Annotated in this window: 4 protein-coding genes; all 4 read left to right on the forward strand. The window is 75.2% G+C overall.

Annotated elements, in window-relative coordinates; translation table 11 throughout:
• The first annotated feature begins 101 nt into the window (after positions 1–101).
• Genes HOY81_RS05435 through HOY81_RS05450 form a run of 4 tightly spaced genes read left to right on the forward strand, consistent with a single transcriptional unit; the run spans position 102 to position 20136 of the window.
• A complete protein-coding gene (locus tag HOY81_RS05435; RefSeq protein WP_237318730.1) occupies positions 102–7904 on the forward strand; it encodes a non-ribosomal peptide synthetase/type I polyketide synthase in 7803 nt (2600 codons plus the stop codon).
• Positions 7901–11158: an amino acid adenylation domain-containing protein gene (locus HOY81_RS05440; RefSeq protein ID WP_237318732.1), complete on the forward strand. Its 3258-nt coding sequence runs from the start codon at positions 7901–7903 to the stop codon at positions 11156–11158. The genes HOY81_RS05435 and HOY81_RS05440 overlap by 4 nt, the downstream gene beginning before the upstream one ends.
• Before the next feature lies 1 nt (position 11159).
• Positions 11160–18893 carry a non-ribosomal peptide synthetase gene (locus tag HOY81_RS05445; protein ID WP_237318734.1) on the forward strand — a complete coding sequence of 2578 codons (7734 nt, stop codon included), beginning with the start codon at positions 11160–11162 and terminating at the stop codon, positions 18891–18893.
• 34 nt (positions 18894–18927) lie between these two features.
• Positions 18928–20136, forward strand: a complete 1209-nt coding sequence (locus HOY81_RS05450; RefSeq protein WP_237318736.1) for an FAD-dependent monooxygenase — start codon at positions 18928–18930, stop codon at positions 20134–20136.
• The last annotated feature ends 27 nt before the right edge of the window (positions 20137–20163 follow it).

A 20163-nucleotide genomic window follows, 5' to 3' on the forward strand; every position in this document is an offset into this window, starting at 1 on the left:
CCGCCTCACCCGTCACACGCCCCACGGCTCGCCCGGCCGCCACCCCCACTCCGACGGAACGGGCGACGACGCACGCGCACACACCAGGAGGAGCCCCCGGTATGACCCCCCAGCAGAGCAGTGCTCCCCAGGAGCCGGTGGACGACGCGGGCGACATCGCCGTCATCGGCCTCGCCTGTCGCTTCCCAGGGGCCCCCGACACGTCCCGTTTCTGGCACAACCTGCGCACCGGCGTGGAATCGGTCAGCTTCTACGAAGAGGCCGAGCTCCTCGAGCGAGGGGTGCCGGCGGAACTCCTGGCCGACCCCTGGTACGTGCGGGCCGCCTCCGTCCTGGAGGAGCCCGAGCTGTTCGACGCCGCGTTCTTCGGCTACAACGCCCGGGACGCCGCCATGATCGATCCCCAGCAGCGCATCCTGCTGGAGACGGCGCACGCCGCGCTGGAGGACGCCGGGTGCGTGCCCGCCGCGTTCCCGGGCTCCATCGGCGTCTACGCCGGCAGCAGCCTCTCCACCTACCTCGTCTCCCACCTGCTCTCCGCCGGCCCGGGGTTCGCCGACATCGCCGACGCCACCGAGCTGCTCACCACCAACGACAAGGACTACCTCGCCACCCGCATCAGCTACGGCCTCGACCTCGACGGCCCCGCCGTGTCGGTGCAGACCGCGTGCTCGTCCTCGCTGGTCGCCGTCCACATGGCCGTGCAGGCCCTGCTGGGCCACGAATGCGACGTCGCCGTCACCGGCGGCGCGTCCGTACGCCTGCCGCAGGGACTCGGCTACCTGCACCGGCAGGGCATGATCTTCTCCGCGGACGGCCACACCCGGTCATTCGACGCCGCGGGCAGCGGCACCATGTTCGGCAGCGGCGTCGGAGCCGTCGTCCTCAAGCGCCTTGCCGACGCCCTCGCCGACGGCGACCGCGTGGACGCCGTCATCAAGGGTTCCGCGGTCACCAACGACGGCTCCGCCAAGGTCGGCTACACCGCCCCCGGAGTGGACGGCCAGTCCCGTGCGATCGCCGGTGCTCTCGGCGTGGCCGGGATCGAGCCGCACACCGTGACCGCGATCGAGGGCCACGGCACCGCCACCCCCCTCGGCGACCCCATCGAGGTCACCGCCCTCACCCGGGTCTACGGCCGCGGCCCCGCCCCGGACGGAGGCTGCGCGCTGAGCTCGGTGAAGTCGAACGTCGGCCACCTCGCGGAGGCCGCCGGCGTCGCCGGCCTCATCAAGGCCGTCCTCCAGTTGCGCCACCGCGAGCTCGTCCCCAGCCTCCACTTCGAGAAGCCCAACCCCGAACTCGGGCTGGAGCGTTCCCCCTTCCGCGTCGTCACCGGACTGGAGGAGTGGCAGACCGGCGGGACACCCCGCCGCATCGGCGTCAGCTCCTTCGGCATGGGCGGCACCAACGCGCACGTCGTGCTCGAGGAGGGCCCCGCGCCGGAGCCTTCGCGCCCCTTCACCCGCGACCTGTTCCTGCTGCCCCTGTCCGCCCGCACCCCCGCCGCGCTGGAGTCGGCCACGGACGCGCTCGCCACCGCGCTGACGGGACCCGCCGGGGACGACCTGGCGGCCACCGCCACCACCCTGCAGCAGGGCCGGACCCACCACGGTCACCGCAGGCTGGTGGTGGCCGGCGGCGCCGCGGACGCCCGGGAGGCGCTGCGGGCACGGGACGCCGGCCGGGTCGTCACCCACCGGGCAGCCGAGGACCCCCGCGTGGTGTTCATGTTCCCCGGCCAGGGCAGCCAGTACCCGGGCATGGGACGGCGCCTGTACGAGCAGGAGCCCGTCTTCCGGCGGCACTTCGACGAGTGCGCCGACGAGCTGGCCCCCCACCTCGGCCTGGACCTGCGGGAGGTCGTCCACCCGGCCGGCGACGCGGACCCCGGGGAGGCGGCCGCCCGGCTGCGCCGCACCGACCTCGCCCAGCCCGCGCTCTTCGCTCTCGGGTACGCCCTGACCGAGCTCCTCGGCAGCGTCGGCGTGGCCCCCGACGCCATGGTCGGCCACAGCGTCGGCGAGATCCTGGCGGCCTGCCGCTCCGGAGTGCTCTCCCTGCCCGACGCGCTCCGCCTCGCCGCCGTACGCGGCCGGCTCATGCAGGAGATGCCGCCCGGCGGCATGCTCTCCGTCCCCCTGGCGGAGGAGGACGTGCGCCGCCGGCTTCCCGACGGGCTCTCCCTCGCCGCGGTCAACGCCCCCGAACTGTGCGTGGTCTCCGGCCCCGACGCCCAGGTGGCCGCCTTCGCCGACACCCTGCACGCCGACGACGTCCCCACCCGCCGGCTGCACACCTCGCACGCCTTCCACTCGGCCATGGTCGAACCCGTGCTGGACGCGTTCGGCGCCGCGCTCGACGGCATCGACTTCCGGGCCCCGCGCCTGCCCTACGTCACCAACCGCACCGGCACCTGGGCCACGGCCGCGCAGGCGCAGGACCCCCGGCACTGGGTGCGGCACATCCGGGAGCCGGTCCGCTTCGGCGACGGCGTGCGCCTGCTGACCGAATCCGGCCCGGCCGTGCTGGTCGAGATCGGGCCCGGCACCACCCTGTGCTCCCTGGCGCGGGAGGCGGCCCGCGGCCGCGGCGCCGCCACCGTGCCGCTGCTGCCCGGGCCGGGGGAGGAGCAGGACGACGCGCACTGCTTCACCGAGGGGCTCGGCCGGCTGTGGCTGGCCGGTGCCGCACTCGACTGGGAACTCGTCCAGGGCGGTACCGCACGCCGTACCGGCCTGCCCACCTACCCGTTCGAACGGCGCCGCTACTGGATCGAGCCCGCTTCCGGGGAGACGCCCGCCCGTTCCGGCGGCTACCGGTTGCAGGTGCCCGAGGGGACCCCGGCCGAGTCGGACGGCATGCCGCAGACCGACGGCGCCTGCGACCCCCGGCCCGCCCTCACCACGGAGTACGTCGAACCCCGCGACCCCCGCGAACGCGAGATCGCGGCGATCTGGCGGGAACTCCTCGGCGTCGCCCCGGTCGGCGTCCACGACAACTTCATGGAACTCGGCGGCCACTCGCTGCTCGCCGCCCGCGTCGTCGAACGCGTCAAGGCGGCCCTCGGCACCGAGGTCCGGCTCGCCGACCTGCTCGCCGAGCCGACCGTCGCCGGAGTCGCCGCCCTCCTCGCCGACGGGGCCGGGGAGGACGCCGGCACGGCCGGCGACCAGGCGCCGACGCACGGCGACCGCCTGCCGGCGGCCGTACCGGACCCGGGCCGGCTGCACGACCCCTTCCCGCTGTCGGAGATGCAGCAGGCCCAGTGGATAGGCCGCCAGGACAGCTTCCAGGGCGGCAACATCGCCGCACACGTCTACTGGGAGGTCGACGTCGACGCCGGCGTCGACCTGGAACGCCTGGAGGCGGCCTGGCAGCGCGTCGTCGACCGGCACGACATGCTCCGCGCCGTCATCGACCGCGACGGCACCCAGCGCATCCTGCCCGAGGCGGGCCCGTACCCCTTCGCCCGCCTCGACCTGCGGCAGTCCACAGCCGAGGACGCCGAACGGCGCCTGACCGCACTGCGCGACGCCCTGTCCCACGAGGTCCGGCCCGCCGACCGGTGGCCGCTCTTCGACGTCCGGGTGACCCTGCTGCCCGGCGACCGCACCCGCCTCCACTTCAGTTTCGACCTGCTCATCGCCGACATCGGCAGCATCCGCCTGCTGGTCCGGGACTGGCGCCGTTACTACCAGGAGCGCGAGGACGAGATCCGGCCGCTCCGCATCAGCTACCGCGACTACGTCCTCGCCTCCGAGCGGATCCGCGACACCGCCCTCCACACCCGCTCCCTGGAGTACTGGCGCGACCGCGTCGCCGAGCTGCCGCCCGGCCCCGACCTGCCGCTGGCGCTCAACCCCGGCGCCCTCACCGACCCCGACTTCACCGCGCGGGACGCGCAACTGCCCGCCGACCGGTGGCAGTCCTTCCGCAGCCGGGCCGCCGCCGCGGGGGTGACCCCCTCGGCCGCCCTGCTGGCCGCCTACGCGGCCGCGCTGGGCACCTGGTCCCGCACTGCCCGCTTCAGCCTCAACGTCACCGTCATCAACCGTCTCCAGGTGCACGAGGACGTGCGCGACCTGGTCGGCGAGTTCGCCTCCTTCGACCTGCTGCCCGTCGACCTGTCCACCGGGCAGAGCTTCGGCGCACTCGCCACCGCGTTGCAGCGGCAGAGCTGGGAGGACCTGGAGTACCGGTATTTGAACGGGGTCGAGATCCTCCGTGAGATGGCCCGGCTGCGCGGCGGCACCAGCGGCTCCGTCATGCCCGTCGTCTTCACCAGCACCCTGGTGCAGGAGAACGAGGCGGAGGACGCCTCCATGTTCGGGTGGCTCGGCGAGATGCTGCACGAGATCGCGCAGACCCCGCAGGTGTGGCTCGACTTCGCCGTCATGGAGAACGCCGACGGCGTCCAGCTCAGCTGGCACTGGCTGCGCCGCCTCTTCCCCGAGGGCGTCGTCGACGCCGTCTTCGACGCCTTCCACGCGCTCGTCGACCGCCTCGCCACGTCCGACGAGGCCTGGGGCTCCGCCGCCCACTGCCCGCTGCCGCCCGCGCAGCGCGAGCTGATCGAGCAGGCGAACGCCACCGGCGGCCCGCTCCCGGACGGCTTCCTCTACTCGGCGTTCCTGGCCCGGGCGGAGGAACACCCGGACCGCGTCGCCGTCACCGCCGACGACGGGGAGCTGACGTACGGGGAGCTCCGCGCCCACGCCTGCGCGCTCGCTCACCGCCTGCGCGGCCTCGGCGCCGGCCCCGGCCGGCTCGTCGCCGTCGCCCTGGAGAAGGGCCGCGCGCAGATCGTCGCCGCCCTCGCCGTGCAACTGGCCGGCGGCGCCTACCTGCCGGTCGACCCCGGACTGCCGGCGGAGCGACAGGACCACCTGTGCAGCCGCGGCGAGGTGCGGCTCGTCCTCGCCCGCGCGGACGGCACCGGGCGTCACTGGCCCGGCGACGCGCGCGAGGTCCCGGTCGACCTGGCCGCCGCCCCGGAGGGCCCCGGAGCCGACGGCGTTCCGCCGGAGCCGGTCCAGGTGCCCGACGACCTGGCCTACGTGATCTTCACCTCCGGCTCGACCGGCGAGCCCAAGGGCGTCATGCTCTCCCACCGGGCCGCGCTGAACACCCTGGAGGACATCAACGAACGGTTCCACGTCGGCCCCGAGGACGCCGTCCTCGGCCTGTCCTCGCTGAGCTTCGACCTGTCCGTGTACGACGTGTTCGGCGTGCTCGGCGCCGGCGGGCTGCTCGTGCTGCCCCGCCCCGGCACCAGCAGGGACCCCGGACACTGGGACGACCTGGTGCGCCGGCACCGCGTCACCCTGTGGAACAGCGTGCCCGCGCTGCTCCGCATGTACGTCGAACACCTCGCCGGGGCGCCGGGCGGGGACGGAGCCGGTGCCGGACCCGACCACCCCCTGCGGCTGGCGCTGATGTCGGGCGACTGGATCCCCGTCGACCTCGCGGCACGGCTGCGCGAGGTCGCCCCGCACGCCCGCCCGGTCAGCCTCGGCGGCGCCACCGAGGCCGCCGTGTGGTCCATCTGGCACCCCATCGACCCCGACGACACCGAGCGCGAGTCCGTGCCCTACGGCCGCCCGCTCCGCAACCAGACCTTCCACGTCCTCAACGACCGGATGGAACCCTGCCCCGTCTGGGGGACCGGCGAGCTCTACATCGGCGGGGCCGGCCTCGCCCTGGGGTACTGGCGCGACGAGGAACGCACCCGCTCCTCGTTCGTCACCTGGCCGGCCACGGGGGAGCGGCTGTACCGCACCGGCGACCTGGGCCGGCGCCTGCCCGACGGCACCCTCGAGTTCCTCGGCCGGGAGGACTTCCAGGTCAAGGTCGGCGGGTTCCGCATCGAACTCGGCGAGATCGAAGCCGTGCTCACCCGCCACGCGGACGTGCGCACCGCCCTCGCCGCGGCCCCCGGGGACCGCCACAACCGCCGCCTGGTGGCCTACCTGCTGCCCGAGGCGGACCCGGACGCACGTACCCCCGAGTCCGACGCCCGGCTCGTCGACGAGGTCACGGCCCTGGCGGAGGCCGCCCTGCCGGCCTACATGGTGCCCACCGCGGTCCTGGTCCTCGACCGGCTGCCGCTGAGCGCCAACGGCAAGGTCGACCGGTCCGCGCTGCCCGACCCGGCACGCACCACCGCCGGCGCGGACGCCGCCGCCGGCCCCGTCGCGGCCAGACTCGTCGAGCTCGTCGCCGAGGTGGTCGGCGTCCCCGGCGTCGGCCCGCACGACAACTTCTTCTCCGTCGGCGGCAATTCGATCATGGGCGTCCAGATCGTCTCCCGTGCCAACGCCGAGGGCCTGGACTTCACGGCTGCCGACCTCTTCCAGCACGAGACCCTCGGCGAACTCGCCGCCGTACTCGAGGCGCGTGGCGCGGTCGTCGCCGGCACGGCGCAGACGGTGCCCGCGACCCGCCGCCAGGCCCGGCTGCTCGAGGCCGCCGCGCCCGGTACTCCCGCCGGGGCGCACCGGGCCGAACTCCTGGTGACGCCCGGCACCGGCCCCGAGGAGCTGGAGACCGCCCTCGCCGCGGTGACCGCCCGGCACACCGCGCTGCACCACCGGCTCGCCGAGGCCGGCGGAACCGGCGGCCTCGTGCGGAACGCAGACGGGGCAGACGTCCCCGTGCCGCACATCGATCTCACCTCGCTGCCCGGGGACCGCCGGACGCGTGCCTTCCACGGCATGGTCGAGGAGATGCACCAGGAGCTGTGCCCGTACCGCGGGCCGGTGACCAAGGCGGCCTTGTTCGACCTGGGCGACGAGGGCCGGCGCCTGGTCTGGCTCGTGCACGAACTCCTCGTGGACGGCGCGTCCTGGCAGGCTCTCCTGCGCGACCTGGGCGGCGCCGCCCAGGCGGTGCGGGACGGTGCGGACCCGTCCCTCCCCGCGGCGGACGAGCAGCAGGTCCGTGCCCTCACCGCACTCGCCGCAGAGACCTCCGCGTACGTCTCCGAGCCCGGCCCCCCGCCGGAGACGGAAGACGGCGACGACGGCGGCGACCTGTTCGGTCTCACCGGGGCCGGTGCCCCGCACACGCTGCACACCGCCCTCACCGAGGAGGACACCACGGACCTGCTGGACGCGGTGGACGGCACCTACCGGCTGTCGCCCGCCCGTACCGCGGCCGCCGCCCTCGCCCTCGCCGCCCGCGCCGCCGGCCACCGGCAGGCCCTGCGCTGCGAGGTGGAGGACGAGCAGCACCCCGCCGGGGAGGAGGACCGCCGTGAACGGCTGCCCGCCGGCAGCTTCAGCGCGTCCCTCGACGCACTGCTCCCGCCCGGCCCCGCGGCACGAGGGGACCGTTCCGAACCCCCGGCGAGCGGCGAGGACGCCGAGGCGGACGTGCTGCTGCGCGCGGTGAAGTCCCTGCGCGAGGGCGACCGGCCTTCCGCGGACGGCCCGGCAGCCCCGGTCCTCGTCCGCCACCTGGGGGCTCTCGACCTGCCGCCGGACGGACCGCTGCGGCTCGCCGGACCTCCGCGGCTGGACGCGGCCGGGCACCCGGTCGTCCTCGACACCCACCTGGAGTCCGGGCGGCTGCACCTCACGCTCGCCTGCCGCGCCGACGAGGCGGCCGTCCCGCACCTCACCGCGCTGCGGGACGCCCTTCCCGGCGCATGCCGGCGGATCGCCGCGCACTGCCGCGCCACCGGCACCGCCGTCCTCACCCCCGGCGACTTCCCGCTGGCCGGCCTGGACGAGGACACCCTGACCGCGTTCCTCGGCGCCTTCGCCGACGACGGCCCCGGCGCCCGAGGCGGCGCGGATGGCGAGAACGCCGATACCGCCGAGAACGCCGAGACCGCAGCGGACACCGGCACCCCGGCCGGCGCAGCACGGCCGACCCGACACGCCGAGGAGACCCGATGAAGCCCGAGAACCTCCAGGACGTCTTCGAACTGACCCCCGTCCAGGAGGGCATGCTCTTCCACAGCCTCTTCACCCCCGAGTCGGGCGTCTACGTGGAGCAGCTCTCCTTCACCCTGCGCGGCACACTCGACCCGGACGCCTTCCAGCAGGCGTGGCAGGACCTCGTCGCCCGGCACCCGATCCTGCGCACCGGCTTCCACTGGGAGGAGGCCGGCAGGTCCCTGCAGGCCGTGCACCGCCGTGTCGAGGTGCCGGTGCGGCACCACGACTGGCGCGACGTGCCCGCCGCCGAGCGGGAGGGACGGTACGAGGCCTTCCGCGCCGAGCAGCGCCGCCGCGGCTTCGACCTGCGCCGGCCTCCGCTGATGCGGCTCGCGCTCCTCCGTCTCGAGGACGACGTGCACCGGCTCTTCTGGAGCTTCCCGCACCTGGTCATGGACGGCTGGTCGTTCGGCCTGGTTCTCCAGGAGTTCGCCGCCGCCTACGCCGCACGCTGCGCGGGAGCGGCGCCGCAGCTTCCGGGCGCCCGCCCGTACCGGGACTACGTCGCCTGGTGGAAGCGCCGCGACACGGGCCGTGCCGAGGAGTTCTGGCGCCGGGAACTGGCCGGGGCCACGCCGGGGCCGCTGGAGACCGGGCCCGGCGCACCGGACGACGGCGGCCCCACCCACACCTTCGTCCCGGACCGCCGGCTGGGCTCGCTCGTCCGCGACCTGGACGGCCTCGCCCGGGAGAACCGCCTCACCCTCAACACCCTCGTGCAGGGCGCCTGGCTGCTGCTGCTCGGACGCTACACCGGCCGCGACGACGTGGTCAGCGGCGCCACCTCGACCCACCGGCCCGCCGACCTGCCCGGCGCCGAGACCATCGTCGGGCCCATGATCACCACCACCCCGGTACGGGCCCGCATCGACCCGGCCGAGCGGCTGCTGCCCTGGCTGCACCGTCTCCAGGACGCCATGACCTCGGCACGTGAGTACGCCGACGTCCCGCTGCACCTCTTCCCACGCTGGGCCGGGCTCCCCGGCGGTACGCAGTTGTTCGAGACCGACCTGGCCTTCGAGAACACCCCCGCCCCCGAGATGGCCCTGCACGGGCTGGAGATCACCGACTTCGCCTACGACGGCCGGCCGCACTACCCGCTGACCATGGTCGTCTTCCCGCAGGAGGAGCTGCCGCCCCGCCTCGTGCACGACCGCCGCCGCTTCCCCGCCCCGGTCGCGGAGCGCCTCCTCGGCCACTTCCACCACCTCCTCGGCGGCATGGCCGGCGACCCCGGCCGCAGCCTCGGCGACATCGAGCCCTACACACCGGCCGAACGCGTCCGGCTGCTGGACGGCGGTCACCGCCCGGAACCCGTGGACGGCGACGACCTGCTGCACGAGATGTTCGCCCGGCAGGCGGCCCGGACCCCGGACGCGGTGGCCGTGGTCTGCGGCCCGGAGACGGCCACCTACCGGGAACTGGACGAACGCGCCAACCGCCTCGCCCGGCACCTCGCCGGGCTCGGCGCCGGGCCCGGCGAACGCGTCGGCCTCTGCCTGGAGCGGTCCGTCGACATGGTCGCCGCCGTCCTCGCCGTGCTGAAGAGCGGTGCCGCCTATGTGCCGCTCGACCTCGCCCAGCCCGCCGACCGCATGGCGTACGTGCTCGCCGACGCGGGCGCCTCGCTGCTCGTCACGCACGACGCCGCCGCGGGCCGGGGGCCCGCCTTCGACGGCACGCCGGTCCACCTCGACAAGGACGCGGACGCCCTCGCCGCACAGGACCCCACCGCCCCGGACACCGGCGCCACCCCCGCAGACCTCGCCTACGTCCTCTACACCTCCGGCTCCACCGGCCGGCCCAAGGGCGTCGAGGTGCCCCACTCCAACGTGGTGCGCCTGGTACGCGGCGCCGGGCGGCTCCTGGACACCGGCGCGGCGGACGTGTGGAGCATGTGCCACTCCTACGCCTTCGACGTCTCGGTGTACGAGATGTGGGGCGCCTTCGCCGACGGCGCCCGCCTGGTCGTCGTCCCCCGGGACACCGTGCGGGCCGCCGACGCCCTGCACGAGCTCCTCGCCGAGGAGGGCGTCACCGTCTTCAGCCAGACCCCGTCGGCCTTCCGCCCGTACGCGCGGCACGCGCTGGAGACGGACGGCAAGCAGCCTCCGCTGCGGTACGTGCTCTTCGCCGGCGAGTACCTGGACGTGCCCGCCCTGGCTCCCTGGTTCGACCACTTCGGCGACGAGGAACCGGAGCTGGTCAATCTGTACGGCATCACCGAGGTGACCGTGCACGCCACGTTCCACCGGGTGACCCGCCGTGACGCCGCGTCGGGGGTGCGCAGCAACATCGGGCGCCCGCTCCCGGACCTGACGCTGCGCCTCCTCGACTCCCGACTGCGGCCCGTGCCGCAGGGCGTGGCGGGCGAGATCCACGTGTCCGGTCCCGGTGTCGCCCGCGGCTACCGCAACCTGCCCGAACTGACCGCCGAACGGTTCGTTCCCGACCCCTACGCGGACGGCGAGGCACGGATGTACCGCTCCGGCGACCTCGCCCGGCTGCTCGAGGACGGCACCCTGGAGGTGCTGGGCCGGATCGACGACCAGGTGAAGGTCCGCGGCTTCCGGGTGGAGCCCGGCGAGGTCGCCGAGGTGCTGACCGGCCACCCCGCCGTACGCGACGCCGTCGTGGTGCCGCACGACCACGGCGAGGGCGATGTGCGGCTCGCCGCCTACGTCGTGGTGTCCGGGCCGCCCGGGGAGACGCCGGTCCCCACCGAGACGGAGTTGCTGGAACTCGCCCGCCGCAGCCTTCCCGCGTACATGGTGCCTTCGTCCCTCGTCCTGCTGGACGCGCTGCCGCTCACCGCCAACGGCAAGACCGACCGCAGCGCCCTGCCGGCCCCGGGCACCGGCCGGTCGGAGGCGGCCGGCACGTACGTGGCCCCCCGGGACGCCCTGGAGCGCCAGGTCGCACAGGTGTGGAGCGAGGTCCTGGAGACCGAACGGGTCGGCGCCCACGACGACTTCTTCGCCCTGGGCGGTCACTCGCTCCTCGCCACCCGGGTGACCGGCCGGCTCAAGTCGGCGCTGCGCCGCGAGGTACGGGTGCGCACCCTCTTCGACCGGCCGGTGCTGGCCGACTTCGCCCGCGCACTCCGCGAGACCGCTGACGCCGGGGCCGCGGCGGGCGGCGACCTGGTCGCCGTGCCCCGCACCCCGCGCCGCCCCGCCGCCGGCACCGCCGGGCACACCGAGGAGGACTGACGTGACGACGGAGCAGACCCACCCGGCGGCAGCCTCCACGGCTCCCGACGAGGAGGCCCCCGCCGTCCTGCCGATGTCCTCCGGACAGCAGCGGCTGTGGTTCCTCGCCCAGCTCGACTCCGGCAGCGCCGCCGCCTACCTCGGCCACGGCGCCGCCCGGCTGCGCGGGCGGCTGGACGAGGAGGCGTTGCAGCGGGCCGCGGACGCCCTGGTACGGCGGCACGAGACGCTGCGTACCTCGTTCGGCCTGGACGGCACCGAGCCCGTGCAGTACGTGCATCCCACCGGCCGGCTCCCGGTGACGCGACGTGACCTGCCCGCGGCGGACGACCCCGACGCAGCCCTGCAGGAGATCCTCACCGAGGAGACCTCCACGCCGTTCCGGACCGACGCGGCGCCCCTCGCCCGGATGACGCTGGTCCGGCTGGGCCCCGAGGACCACCTGCTCGTCGTCACCTTCCACCACGGCATCGGCGACATGTGGTCCGGAGCCGTCTTCGTACGGGAACTCGCGGCCTGCTACGAGGCCGAGCTCACCGGCGCCCCACCGGACCTCCCCGCGCTCCCGGTACAGTACGGCGACTACGCGGCCTGGCAGCAGCGGCGGCTCGAGGACGGCGAGTTCCTCGGCGACCTCGCCTGGTGGCGCATGACCCTCGACGACCTGCCCGTCCTCGAACTCGCCACCGACCTGCCCCGCCCCCCGGTGCAGTCCTTCCGCGGCGCGGTCCGCGGCACCCGTCTCCCCGCGGAGCTGGTCGGCGACCTGGAACGCCTCGCCCGGGAGCGCGGTGCCAGCCTCTTCATGGTGCTGCACGCCGCCTACTGCGTCCTGCTCTCCCGCTACTCGGGGCAGCAGGACATCCCCGTGGGCACCTCCGTCGCCGGCCGCGACCGGCCGGAGCTGGAGAACCTCATCGGGATGTTCATCAACACCCTGGTGCTGCGCACCGACCTCAGCGGCGACCCCACGTTCGAGCAGGTGCTGGACCGCTCCCGGGAGACCTGCCTCGGCGCCTACGCCCACGCCGGTCTCCCCTTCGAACGCCTGGTGGAGGAGGTGAAGCCGGAACGCGACCTCTCCCGCTCGCCCCTCGCCCAGGTGTGGCTGATGCTCGGGAACACGCCCCCCGGCGACCTGCGCATGGGCGGCCTGGACGTGGAGCCCGTAGAGGCGGACACCGGCACCGCCAAGGTCGACCTCTTCCTCTCCCTGGTGCCGGACGGCGCCGGCGGGCTGCGCGTGACCCTCGAGTACGACACGGCGCTGTTCACGGCGGACACCGCGGACCGCATGCTCGACCACCTCACCCTGCTGCTGCGGGAGGCCGCCGCGGACCCGTCCCGCCCGCTCTCCCGCTTCCCGGCCCTGCCGGAGGCGGAGGCGGAACTGCTCGCCGCCTGGGGGAGCGGCGACACGGCGGCGCCCCGGCGCACGCTGCCCGTGCACCGCATGTTCGAGGAACAGGCCGCCCGCACCGGAGACAAGACGGCCGTCTTCCTCGACGACCACACGCTCACCTACCGGGAGCTGAACACCCGCGCCAACCGTCTCGCCCACCTGCTGCGCCGCCGGGGAGTCCGCCCGGGCACCCGCGTCGGGGTCTGCACCGAGCGCACCCCCGACCTCCTCGTCGCCCTGCTCGCGGTGCTCAAGTCCGGCGGCGCGTACGTCCCGGTCGACCCCGGCTACCCGGCCGAGCGGGTCCGGTTCATGCTCCGTGACGCGGACGCGGCGGTGCTGCTCACCCACCGCAGCGTCGCCGCCGCCCTGCCCGGCCACGACGCCGAGACCGTCTGCCTCGACGCGGACCCGGCCGCGGACGAGCCCGGCCACGACCCCGAGCCCGTGGGCGGTCCCGGCGACCTCGCGTACGTCATCTACACCTCGGGCTCCACCGGCCGCCCCAAGGGCGTGATGATCCCGCACGGGCGGCTGCCGAACTTCCTCGACTGCATGCGCCGCGAACCCGGCCTCGGCGAGGACGACGTCGTGGCCGCCACCATCACCCACGCCTTCGACATGTCGGTGCTGGACTTCTTCCTGCCGCTCACCACCGGCGCGACGATCGCGCTGGTGCCCCGCGACGAAGCCGTCGACGGCGAACGGCTCGCCGCCCGCATGACGGCCACCGGTGCCACGTACTGGCAGGCCACCCCCGCCGCCTGGCAGTTGCTGCTGGACGCCGGCTGGCGGGCCGCCCACCCGTTCCGCGGACTCTGCGGTGCCGAACCCCTGGACCCCGGCCTGGCCCGCCGGATGGCCGCCGCGGGCGTCGAGGTGTGGCAGGTGTACGGGCCCACGGAGACCACCGTCTGGGCCGGCTGCCACCGGTTCCGGGAGGGCGACGCCCCCGTCCCGCTGGGACGCCCCCTCGCCCACACCCGCTTCCGGGTGCTGGACCGCGCCGGGCGGCCCGTCCCCGTCGGCGTCACCGGCGAGCTGCACATCAGCGGCCCCGGCGTCGCCCTCGGCTACCACGGGCGCCCGGACCTGACCGACCGGCACTTCCTGCCCGACCCCGAGGCCCCGGACGCGCGCATGTACCGCACCGGCGACCTGGTGCGCTACCGCGGCGACGGGCGCCTGGAGTTCGTCGGACGCGCCGACTCCCAGGTCAAGATCCGCGGTTTCCGCGTCGAACTCGGCGAGATCACCGCGGTGCTGCGCGAGCACCCCGAGGTGCGCGCAGCCGTCGTCGTGGTGCGGGAGGACACCCCGGGGGACCGGCGGCTCGTCGGGTACGCCGAGCCCGCCGCGATGCCGGCGGATCCCGGCACACTCGCCGCCGCGCTGCGGGACTTCGCCCGCCTCCGCGTCCCGGAGTACATGGTGCCCGCGGTCGTCGTGGTGCTGCCCGCTCTGCCCCGCACCCCCAACGGCAAGGTGGACCGCCGCGCGCTGCCCGACCCGGAGGGCCCGGCGCGCGCGTCCGACGACGCGTCCACCGCGCCCCGTACGGACACCGAACGGTACGTCGCCGCACTCTGGGCGGAGGTGCTCAAGACCGACGTGGTGTCGGCCGGCGACGACTTCTTCGACCTGGGCGGCCACTCGCTGCTGGCTGGCCGCGTGGTCTCCCGGCTCAGCAGGCGGTACGGGCGGCGGATTCCCGTCCGCACGCTGTTCGACAACCCCACCGTCACCGCCCTCGCCGCCCGGCTCGACGCCGAGACCGAGACCGAGGCCGAGGCCGACGCCGGGACCGCCGCCGGCCCGTCCCCGGCGGTCCCGCCCCCCGGGGCGCCGGAAGCGCCCGCCCCGGCGGCTCGCCCCGCGCCCCCGGGCCCGGCCGCCGGCGACGGGCCCGTCCCGCTGCCCCGGGCCGCCGAGTCCGGCGGCCCGGCACCCGGCCACGTACTGCTGCCCGCGTCCCCCGGACAGGCACGGCTGTGGTTCCTCCACCGCCTCGACCCGGGCAGCGCCACCGCCTACCTGATGTCCGGACAGGTCGAGATCCACGGCCACGTCGACGAGGACGCCCTGCAACGGGCCGTCGACGTGCTCGTGGACCGCCACGAGAGCCTGCGGACCGCGCTGGTCGACGTGGACGGGGAACCCCGCCAGGCGATCGCCCCGCACGCCACCGTCTCCCTGGACCGCGGCGACCTGCGCACGCTGCCGCAGTCCGCACGCGAGGAGGAGGCCGGCCGCCTGCTGCGCGAGGCGGCCACCCGCCCCTTCGACCTCACCCGGGCGCCGCTGCTGCGGCTCACCCTGCTGCGCACCGGCGCCGACCGCCGTGTCCTCTCCCTCGTCCTCCACCACGCGATCTGCGACCGCTGGTCCGTCGCCGTCCTCGTCCGGGAACTCGTCACGGTCTACGAGGCCCTCACCGAGGGCCGGGAGCCGGACCTGCCGCCGCTGCCCGTCCAGTACGCCGACCACGCCGCCTGGCAGCGGGCCCGCCTGGACTCCCCGGAGACGGAGGCGCAACTCGCCCACTGGCGGGAGAAGCTGCGCGACCTGCCCGTCGTCGACCTGCCGACCGACCACCCCCGCCCGCCCGTGCAGACCTTCCACGGCGCGGTCCGCACCCGCACCCTGCCCGGCGAGGTGCTGCGCACCCTGGAGCACATCGGCCGCCGCGAGGGCGCCACCCTGTTCATGGTCCTGCTCGCCGCCTACTACGTGCTGCTCCAGCGGTACAGCGGCCGGCACGACCTCGCGGTCGGCTCACCCGTCGCCGGGCGCGGCAGGCCGGAGACCGAGGGACTGATCGGGTTCTTCGTCGGCAACCTGGTGCTGCGCACCGACCTCTCCTCGGACCCGGCGTTCACCGGACTCGTCGCGCGCGTCCGCGACACCTGCCTGGACGCCTACGCCCACGCCGACGTCCCCTTCGAGCGTCTGGTGGAGGAGACCGGAGCCGCCCGCGACCTCTCCCGCACCCCCCTCTTCCAGACGGTGTTCTCCTTCGGCAACGTCGAGGTGCCGCAGACCCGGATGGGAGACGCCCGCGTCCGCCCGTTCGACGTGGACACCGGCACCTCCAAGTTCGACCTCGTCCTGGAGATCGTGCCCCGCGACGGCGGCTGGCGGGCCGCGCTGGAGTACAACACCGACCTCTTCGAGCAGCACACGGCCGACCGTCTCCTCGACCACTTCGTGGCCCTTCTCGAAGCGGCCGCCGCAGACCCCGCACGCCCCCTGTCCGCACTGCCCGCGCTCACCGAGCGCGACGCCCGCGCGGTGGAAGCGTGGAGCCGCGGCGAGAGCCGCTCCGTCCCCGGCACCACCGCACACGCCCTCTTCGAACAGCAGGCGCGACAGCGCCCGGACGCGGTCGCGCTGCGCTGCCCGGACGGCACGACCGTCAGCTACGCGGAACTCGACTCCCGTGCCGACCGCCTCGCCCGGCACCTGCGCACGCTCGGCGTCGGCCCGGGCACCCTGGTCGCGCTCTGCACCCCGCGCTCGCCGGACACCTACACCGGCATCCTCGGCGTCCTCAAGGCCGGCGGCGCCTACGTACCCGTCGACCCCGGCTACCCCGCCGAACGCATCCGCCACATGCTCGCCGACTGTGCCGCCTCCGTCCTGCTCACCCACAGCAGCCTGCGCGACCGCCTCCCCGCACACGGCGCCGCCACCGTCCTGCTCGACCGGCCCGGCCCCGGCACCGGCGGGCCGGACGGCGGACCGGCCCCGGGGGAGCGGTCCGGCAGCGACCGGGTCCCGGCGACGGCCGGTCCGGACGACCTCGCCTACGTCATCTACACCTCCGGCTCCACCGGCCGCCCCAAGGGCACGATGGTCACCCACCGGTCCGTCGCCGATCTGCACCTGACCCGCCACCTCACCCACATCGGTCCCGGCGACACCCTCCTCGCCTTCGCCTCCTCCAGCTTCGACGCCTCCGTCTGGGAATGGGTCACGGCCCTGCTCGGGGGCGCGACACTCGCCGTCCCCGCTCCCGGCGCGACGCTGGCCGGCGAGGAACTGGCCGCCACCGTGCGGGAGCACGGCGTGACGGCCGCCCTGCTCCCGCCGTCCCTGCTGGCCGTGCTCGACCCGGACGACCTGCCCACCCTGCGCACCGTGGTCTCCGGCGGCGAGGACTGCCCTGCGGCCGTCGCCGCACGCTGGGCCGGTCACGTGCGGCTGATCAACGCGTACGGCCCCACCGAGACCACCGTCTACGCCACGCTCTCCGGGACCCTGGCCGGTGACCGGCACCCGCCGATCGGCCGGCCTGTGCCCAACGCGACCGTCCAGGTGCTGGACGCGGCGGGGCGGCCGGTGCCGGTCGGGGTGCCCGGCGAACTGTACGTCGGGGGCCCCGGCGTCGCCGCCGGCTACCTCGGACGGCCGGACCTGACCGCCGAGCGCTTCACCCCCGACCCGGACCGGCCCGGCGGACGCCGCTACCGCACCGGCGACCTCGTCCGCTGGCTCCCGGACGGGCAACTCGAGTACCTCGGGCGCCGGGACGACCAGGTCAAGGTACGCGGCTTCCGCGTCGAACCCGGAGAGATCGAGGCGGTCCTGCGGACCCATCCCGGCGTCCGGGACGCCGTCGTGCTGCTCCGTGAGGACACACCGGGCGACCCCCGTCTCACCGGGTACGTCCGCACCGAGGACGGCCGGGCCGACGCGGGGACGGACGCCCTCACCGGAGAACTCCGCACCCTGCTCCGGGACCGCCTCCCCGGCTACATGGTCCCGGCACACCTGGTCGCCCTCGCCGGCTTCCCCCGCACCCCCAGCGGCAAGACGGACCGTGCCGCGCTGCCCCGGCCCGACGCCGTGCCTCTCCCGGCCGGCGCGTCGCGCACCCCGCCGGCCACGCCCGCCGAGGAACAGGTCACCGCTCTCTTCGCCGAGGTGCTCGGCACCGAGGACGTCGGCGTGCACGACGACTTCTTCGAGCGCGGCGGGAACTCGCTCACCGCCACCCGGCTGCACGCCCTGGTGCGGGACACCTGGCCGGAGGCCCGGGTCCCGCTCCGGCTGCTCTTCGAGCACCCCACTCCGCACGCGCTGGCCGCGGCGGTGACCCGCCGGGACGCCGGCACCTCCGACGACGCCGACACCCGCCCGCTCGCCGACGTCTTCCTGGCCCCCGGGACACGGCCCGAGCGGCCGTGGCAGTGGCGCGGCGACCCGCAGACCGTCCTCCTCACCGGCGCCACCGGGTTCCTCGGCGCCTTCCTCCTCGACGCCCTGCTGCGCACCACCGGCGCGGACATCGTCTGCCTGGTGCGCGGCGACACCGCCGGGCAGGCCGGCGCCCGGCTCACCGGTCACCTGCGCGACCTCCGGCTGTGGGAGCGCTGGGACGAGGCCACCCGGGAGCGGGTACGGGCCCTGCCCGGCGACCTGGCCGAGCCCCACCTCGGCCTCGGACCCGACGGCTTCCGGCGCCTGGCCCGGGAGGTCGAGGAGATCCACCACTGCGGCGCCGCCGTCAACTTCGCCGAGCCCTACACCGCGCTGCGCGACGCCAACGTCGGCGGCACCCGGACGATCCTGCAGCTGGCGTGCACCGGCCCCGTCAAACCGGTGCACCACATCTCCACCCTGTCCGTCTTCACCCTGCGTCGCGAGGGCGACCCCCCGGCCCGGGAGGACGAACTCCCGTCCGTCCCGCCGCCCGCGGAGAACGGCTACAACCAGAGCAAGTGGGTGGCCGAGCAGCTCGTCGGCATCGCCCGGCGCCGCGGCCTCCCGGTCTCGGTGTACCGGCCCGGCCGGATCGCCGGCGACTCCGGCAGCGGCGTGTGGCGCCCGGACGACGTGTTCACCCACATCCTCCGTGCCTGCGCCGTCGTCGGCTCCGTGCCCACGCTGGACTTCCGCACGGACATCGTGCCGGTCGACCACATCGCCCGGGTGGTGAGCCTCGTCGCCCGTGGTGAGGAGCACCTCGGCGGCACGTACCAGTTCGGCGGCGCCCGCCGGCTCACCTTCGACACCGTGCACGAGGCGCTCCGGCGCGCCGGTCATCCCGTCCGCCGGGACTCCTTCGAGGACTGGTACGAGGCCTGCCGCACCCACGCCCGGCGGCACCCCGGCAGCGACCTCGGCCCGACCCTGTCCCTGTTCGGCAAGCGCGTCGACGACGACCGGCAGGGCCTGCGCGAACCCGTCTTCGACACCTCGAACACCCGGCGGGCCACCGGCGGACTCCGGCCCCCGGCTGTGGACGCCGCCCTCCTCACCCGCTACGTCCGGGAGCTGACCGCGACCGGTTTCCTGCCGCCGCCCCCCGGGGCCCCCACCGACGTCTGACCGGCCGTCCCGGCTCCTGCTGAAAGGCACCTACATGAACACACGACCCACCGTCCTCGTCGCCGGAGCGGGCATCGGCGGTCTCACGGCGGCACTGGCCGCCCGCCGTCAGGGGTTCCCGGTCACCGTCTTCGAACGGCGCACCAGCCTGCGCGTCGAGACCAGCGGTACCGGCGTGACGATCTGGAGCAACGCGACCACCGCACTCAGCGCGCTCGGGCTGCGGGACCGGATCCTCCGGGCCGGCGTCCCCATCCGGGAGTCCCGCCTGGTGACCGAACGGGACGTCCCCGTCCTCCACACCCCCGTGCAGCGCTACACCGCCCCGGGGAGCACTCCGGGCGTCACCATCGCCCGCGGCGCACTGGCCCGCGTCCTGACCGACGCGTGCGAGGACGCCGGGGTGCGCATCCGGTTCTCCGCCGACATCACCCGGCACCGTGTCGACGGTGACCGCGTCACCGTCCGTCTCGACGACGGCACGGAGGTCCGGGGCGGCGTCCTCGTCGGCGCCGACGGGCTCCGCTCCCGCACCGCAGCCCGCCTCCTGGGCGACACCGAGCCCGTCTACACCGGCGTCACCACCTACCGGGGCGTCAGCGACACCGACTGCGGCGTCCCGCCCGGCACCGTGCACCTCTTCCAGGGCCGGCACGGCGTCAACGGCGGCGCCTGGCACATCGGCAACGGCCAGGTGACCTGGACCGTCGGCCACCCCGCGCCGCCCGGCGGGCAGGACGTTCCCGGCCGGCGGCGGGCACGCATCCTGGAACTCGTCGAGGGCTTCCAGGGACCGCCGCAGTGCCTGGTACGCCACACGCCCGAAGACCGCCTCCTGCGTACCGACCTCTACTACAGCAACTGGTACGACAAGTGGGGGGAAGGTCCCGTCACCCTCCTCGGGGACGCCGCCCACGCCGTCACGACCGTCCTGGGCCAGGGAGCCTGCCAGGCCGTCGAGGACGCCGTCGTGCTCGGCGACGAACTCGGCGCGGCTCCGCACGACCCCGTGGGCGCCCTCCGCAGCTACGAGGAGGCCCGGCGCGAACGGGTCCGGTCGGTACGCGAAACCATCTTCAGGGTGGCCTCCGCCCCCCGGGTCGACAACCGCCTGCTGCGGCCCCTCTTCCTCCGCCTCACGCGCTACTTCGCCACCCGCAACCAGGAGGCCATGTGGCGCGGCCTCCAGCAGCCGCCCCACTTGCGCGCGACACCCGCCCCCGACGCGGTCGTCCAGCCGTGATCGCCACCGGCGCAGGCCCCGCCGCCA

This window comes from Streptomyces sp. JJ36 (assembly GCF_021696945.1).
GTDB lineage: Bacteria > Actinomycetota > Actinomycetes > Streptomycetales > Streptomycetaceae > Streptomyces.

What these genes read in the sequence shown, in the direction of transcription:
- HOY81_RS05435 (WP_237318730.1), top strand. Translation starts at nt 102, where the DNA reads ATGACCCCCCAGCAGAGCAGTGCTCCCCAGGAGCCGGTGGACGACGCG.
- HOY81_RS05440 (WP_237318732.1), top strand. Translation starts at nt 7,901, where the DNA reads ATGAAGCCCGAGAACCTCCAGGACGTCTTCGAACTGACCCCCGTCCAG.
- HOY81_RS05450 (WP_237318736.1), top strand. Translation starts at nt 18,928, where the DNA reads ATGAACACACGACCCACCGTCCTCGTCGCCGGAGCGGGCATCGGCGGT.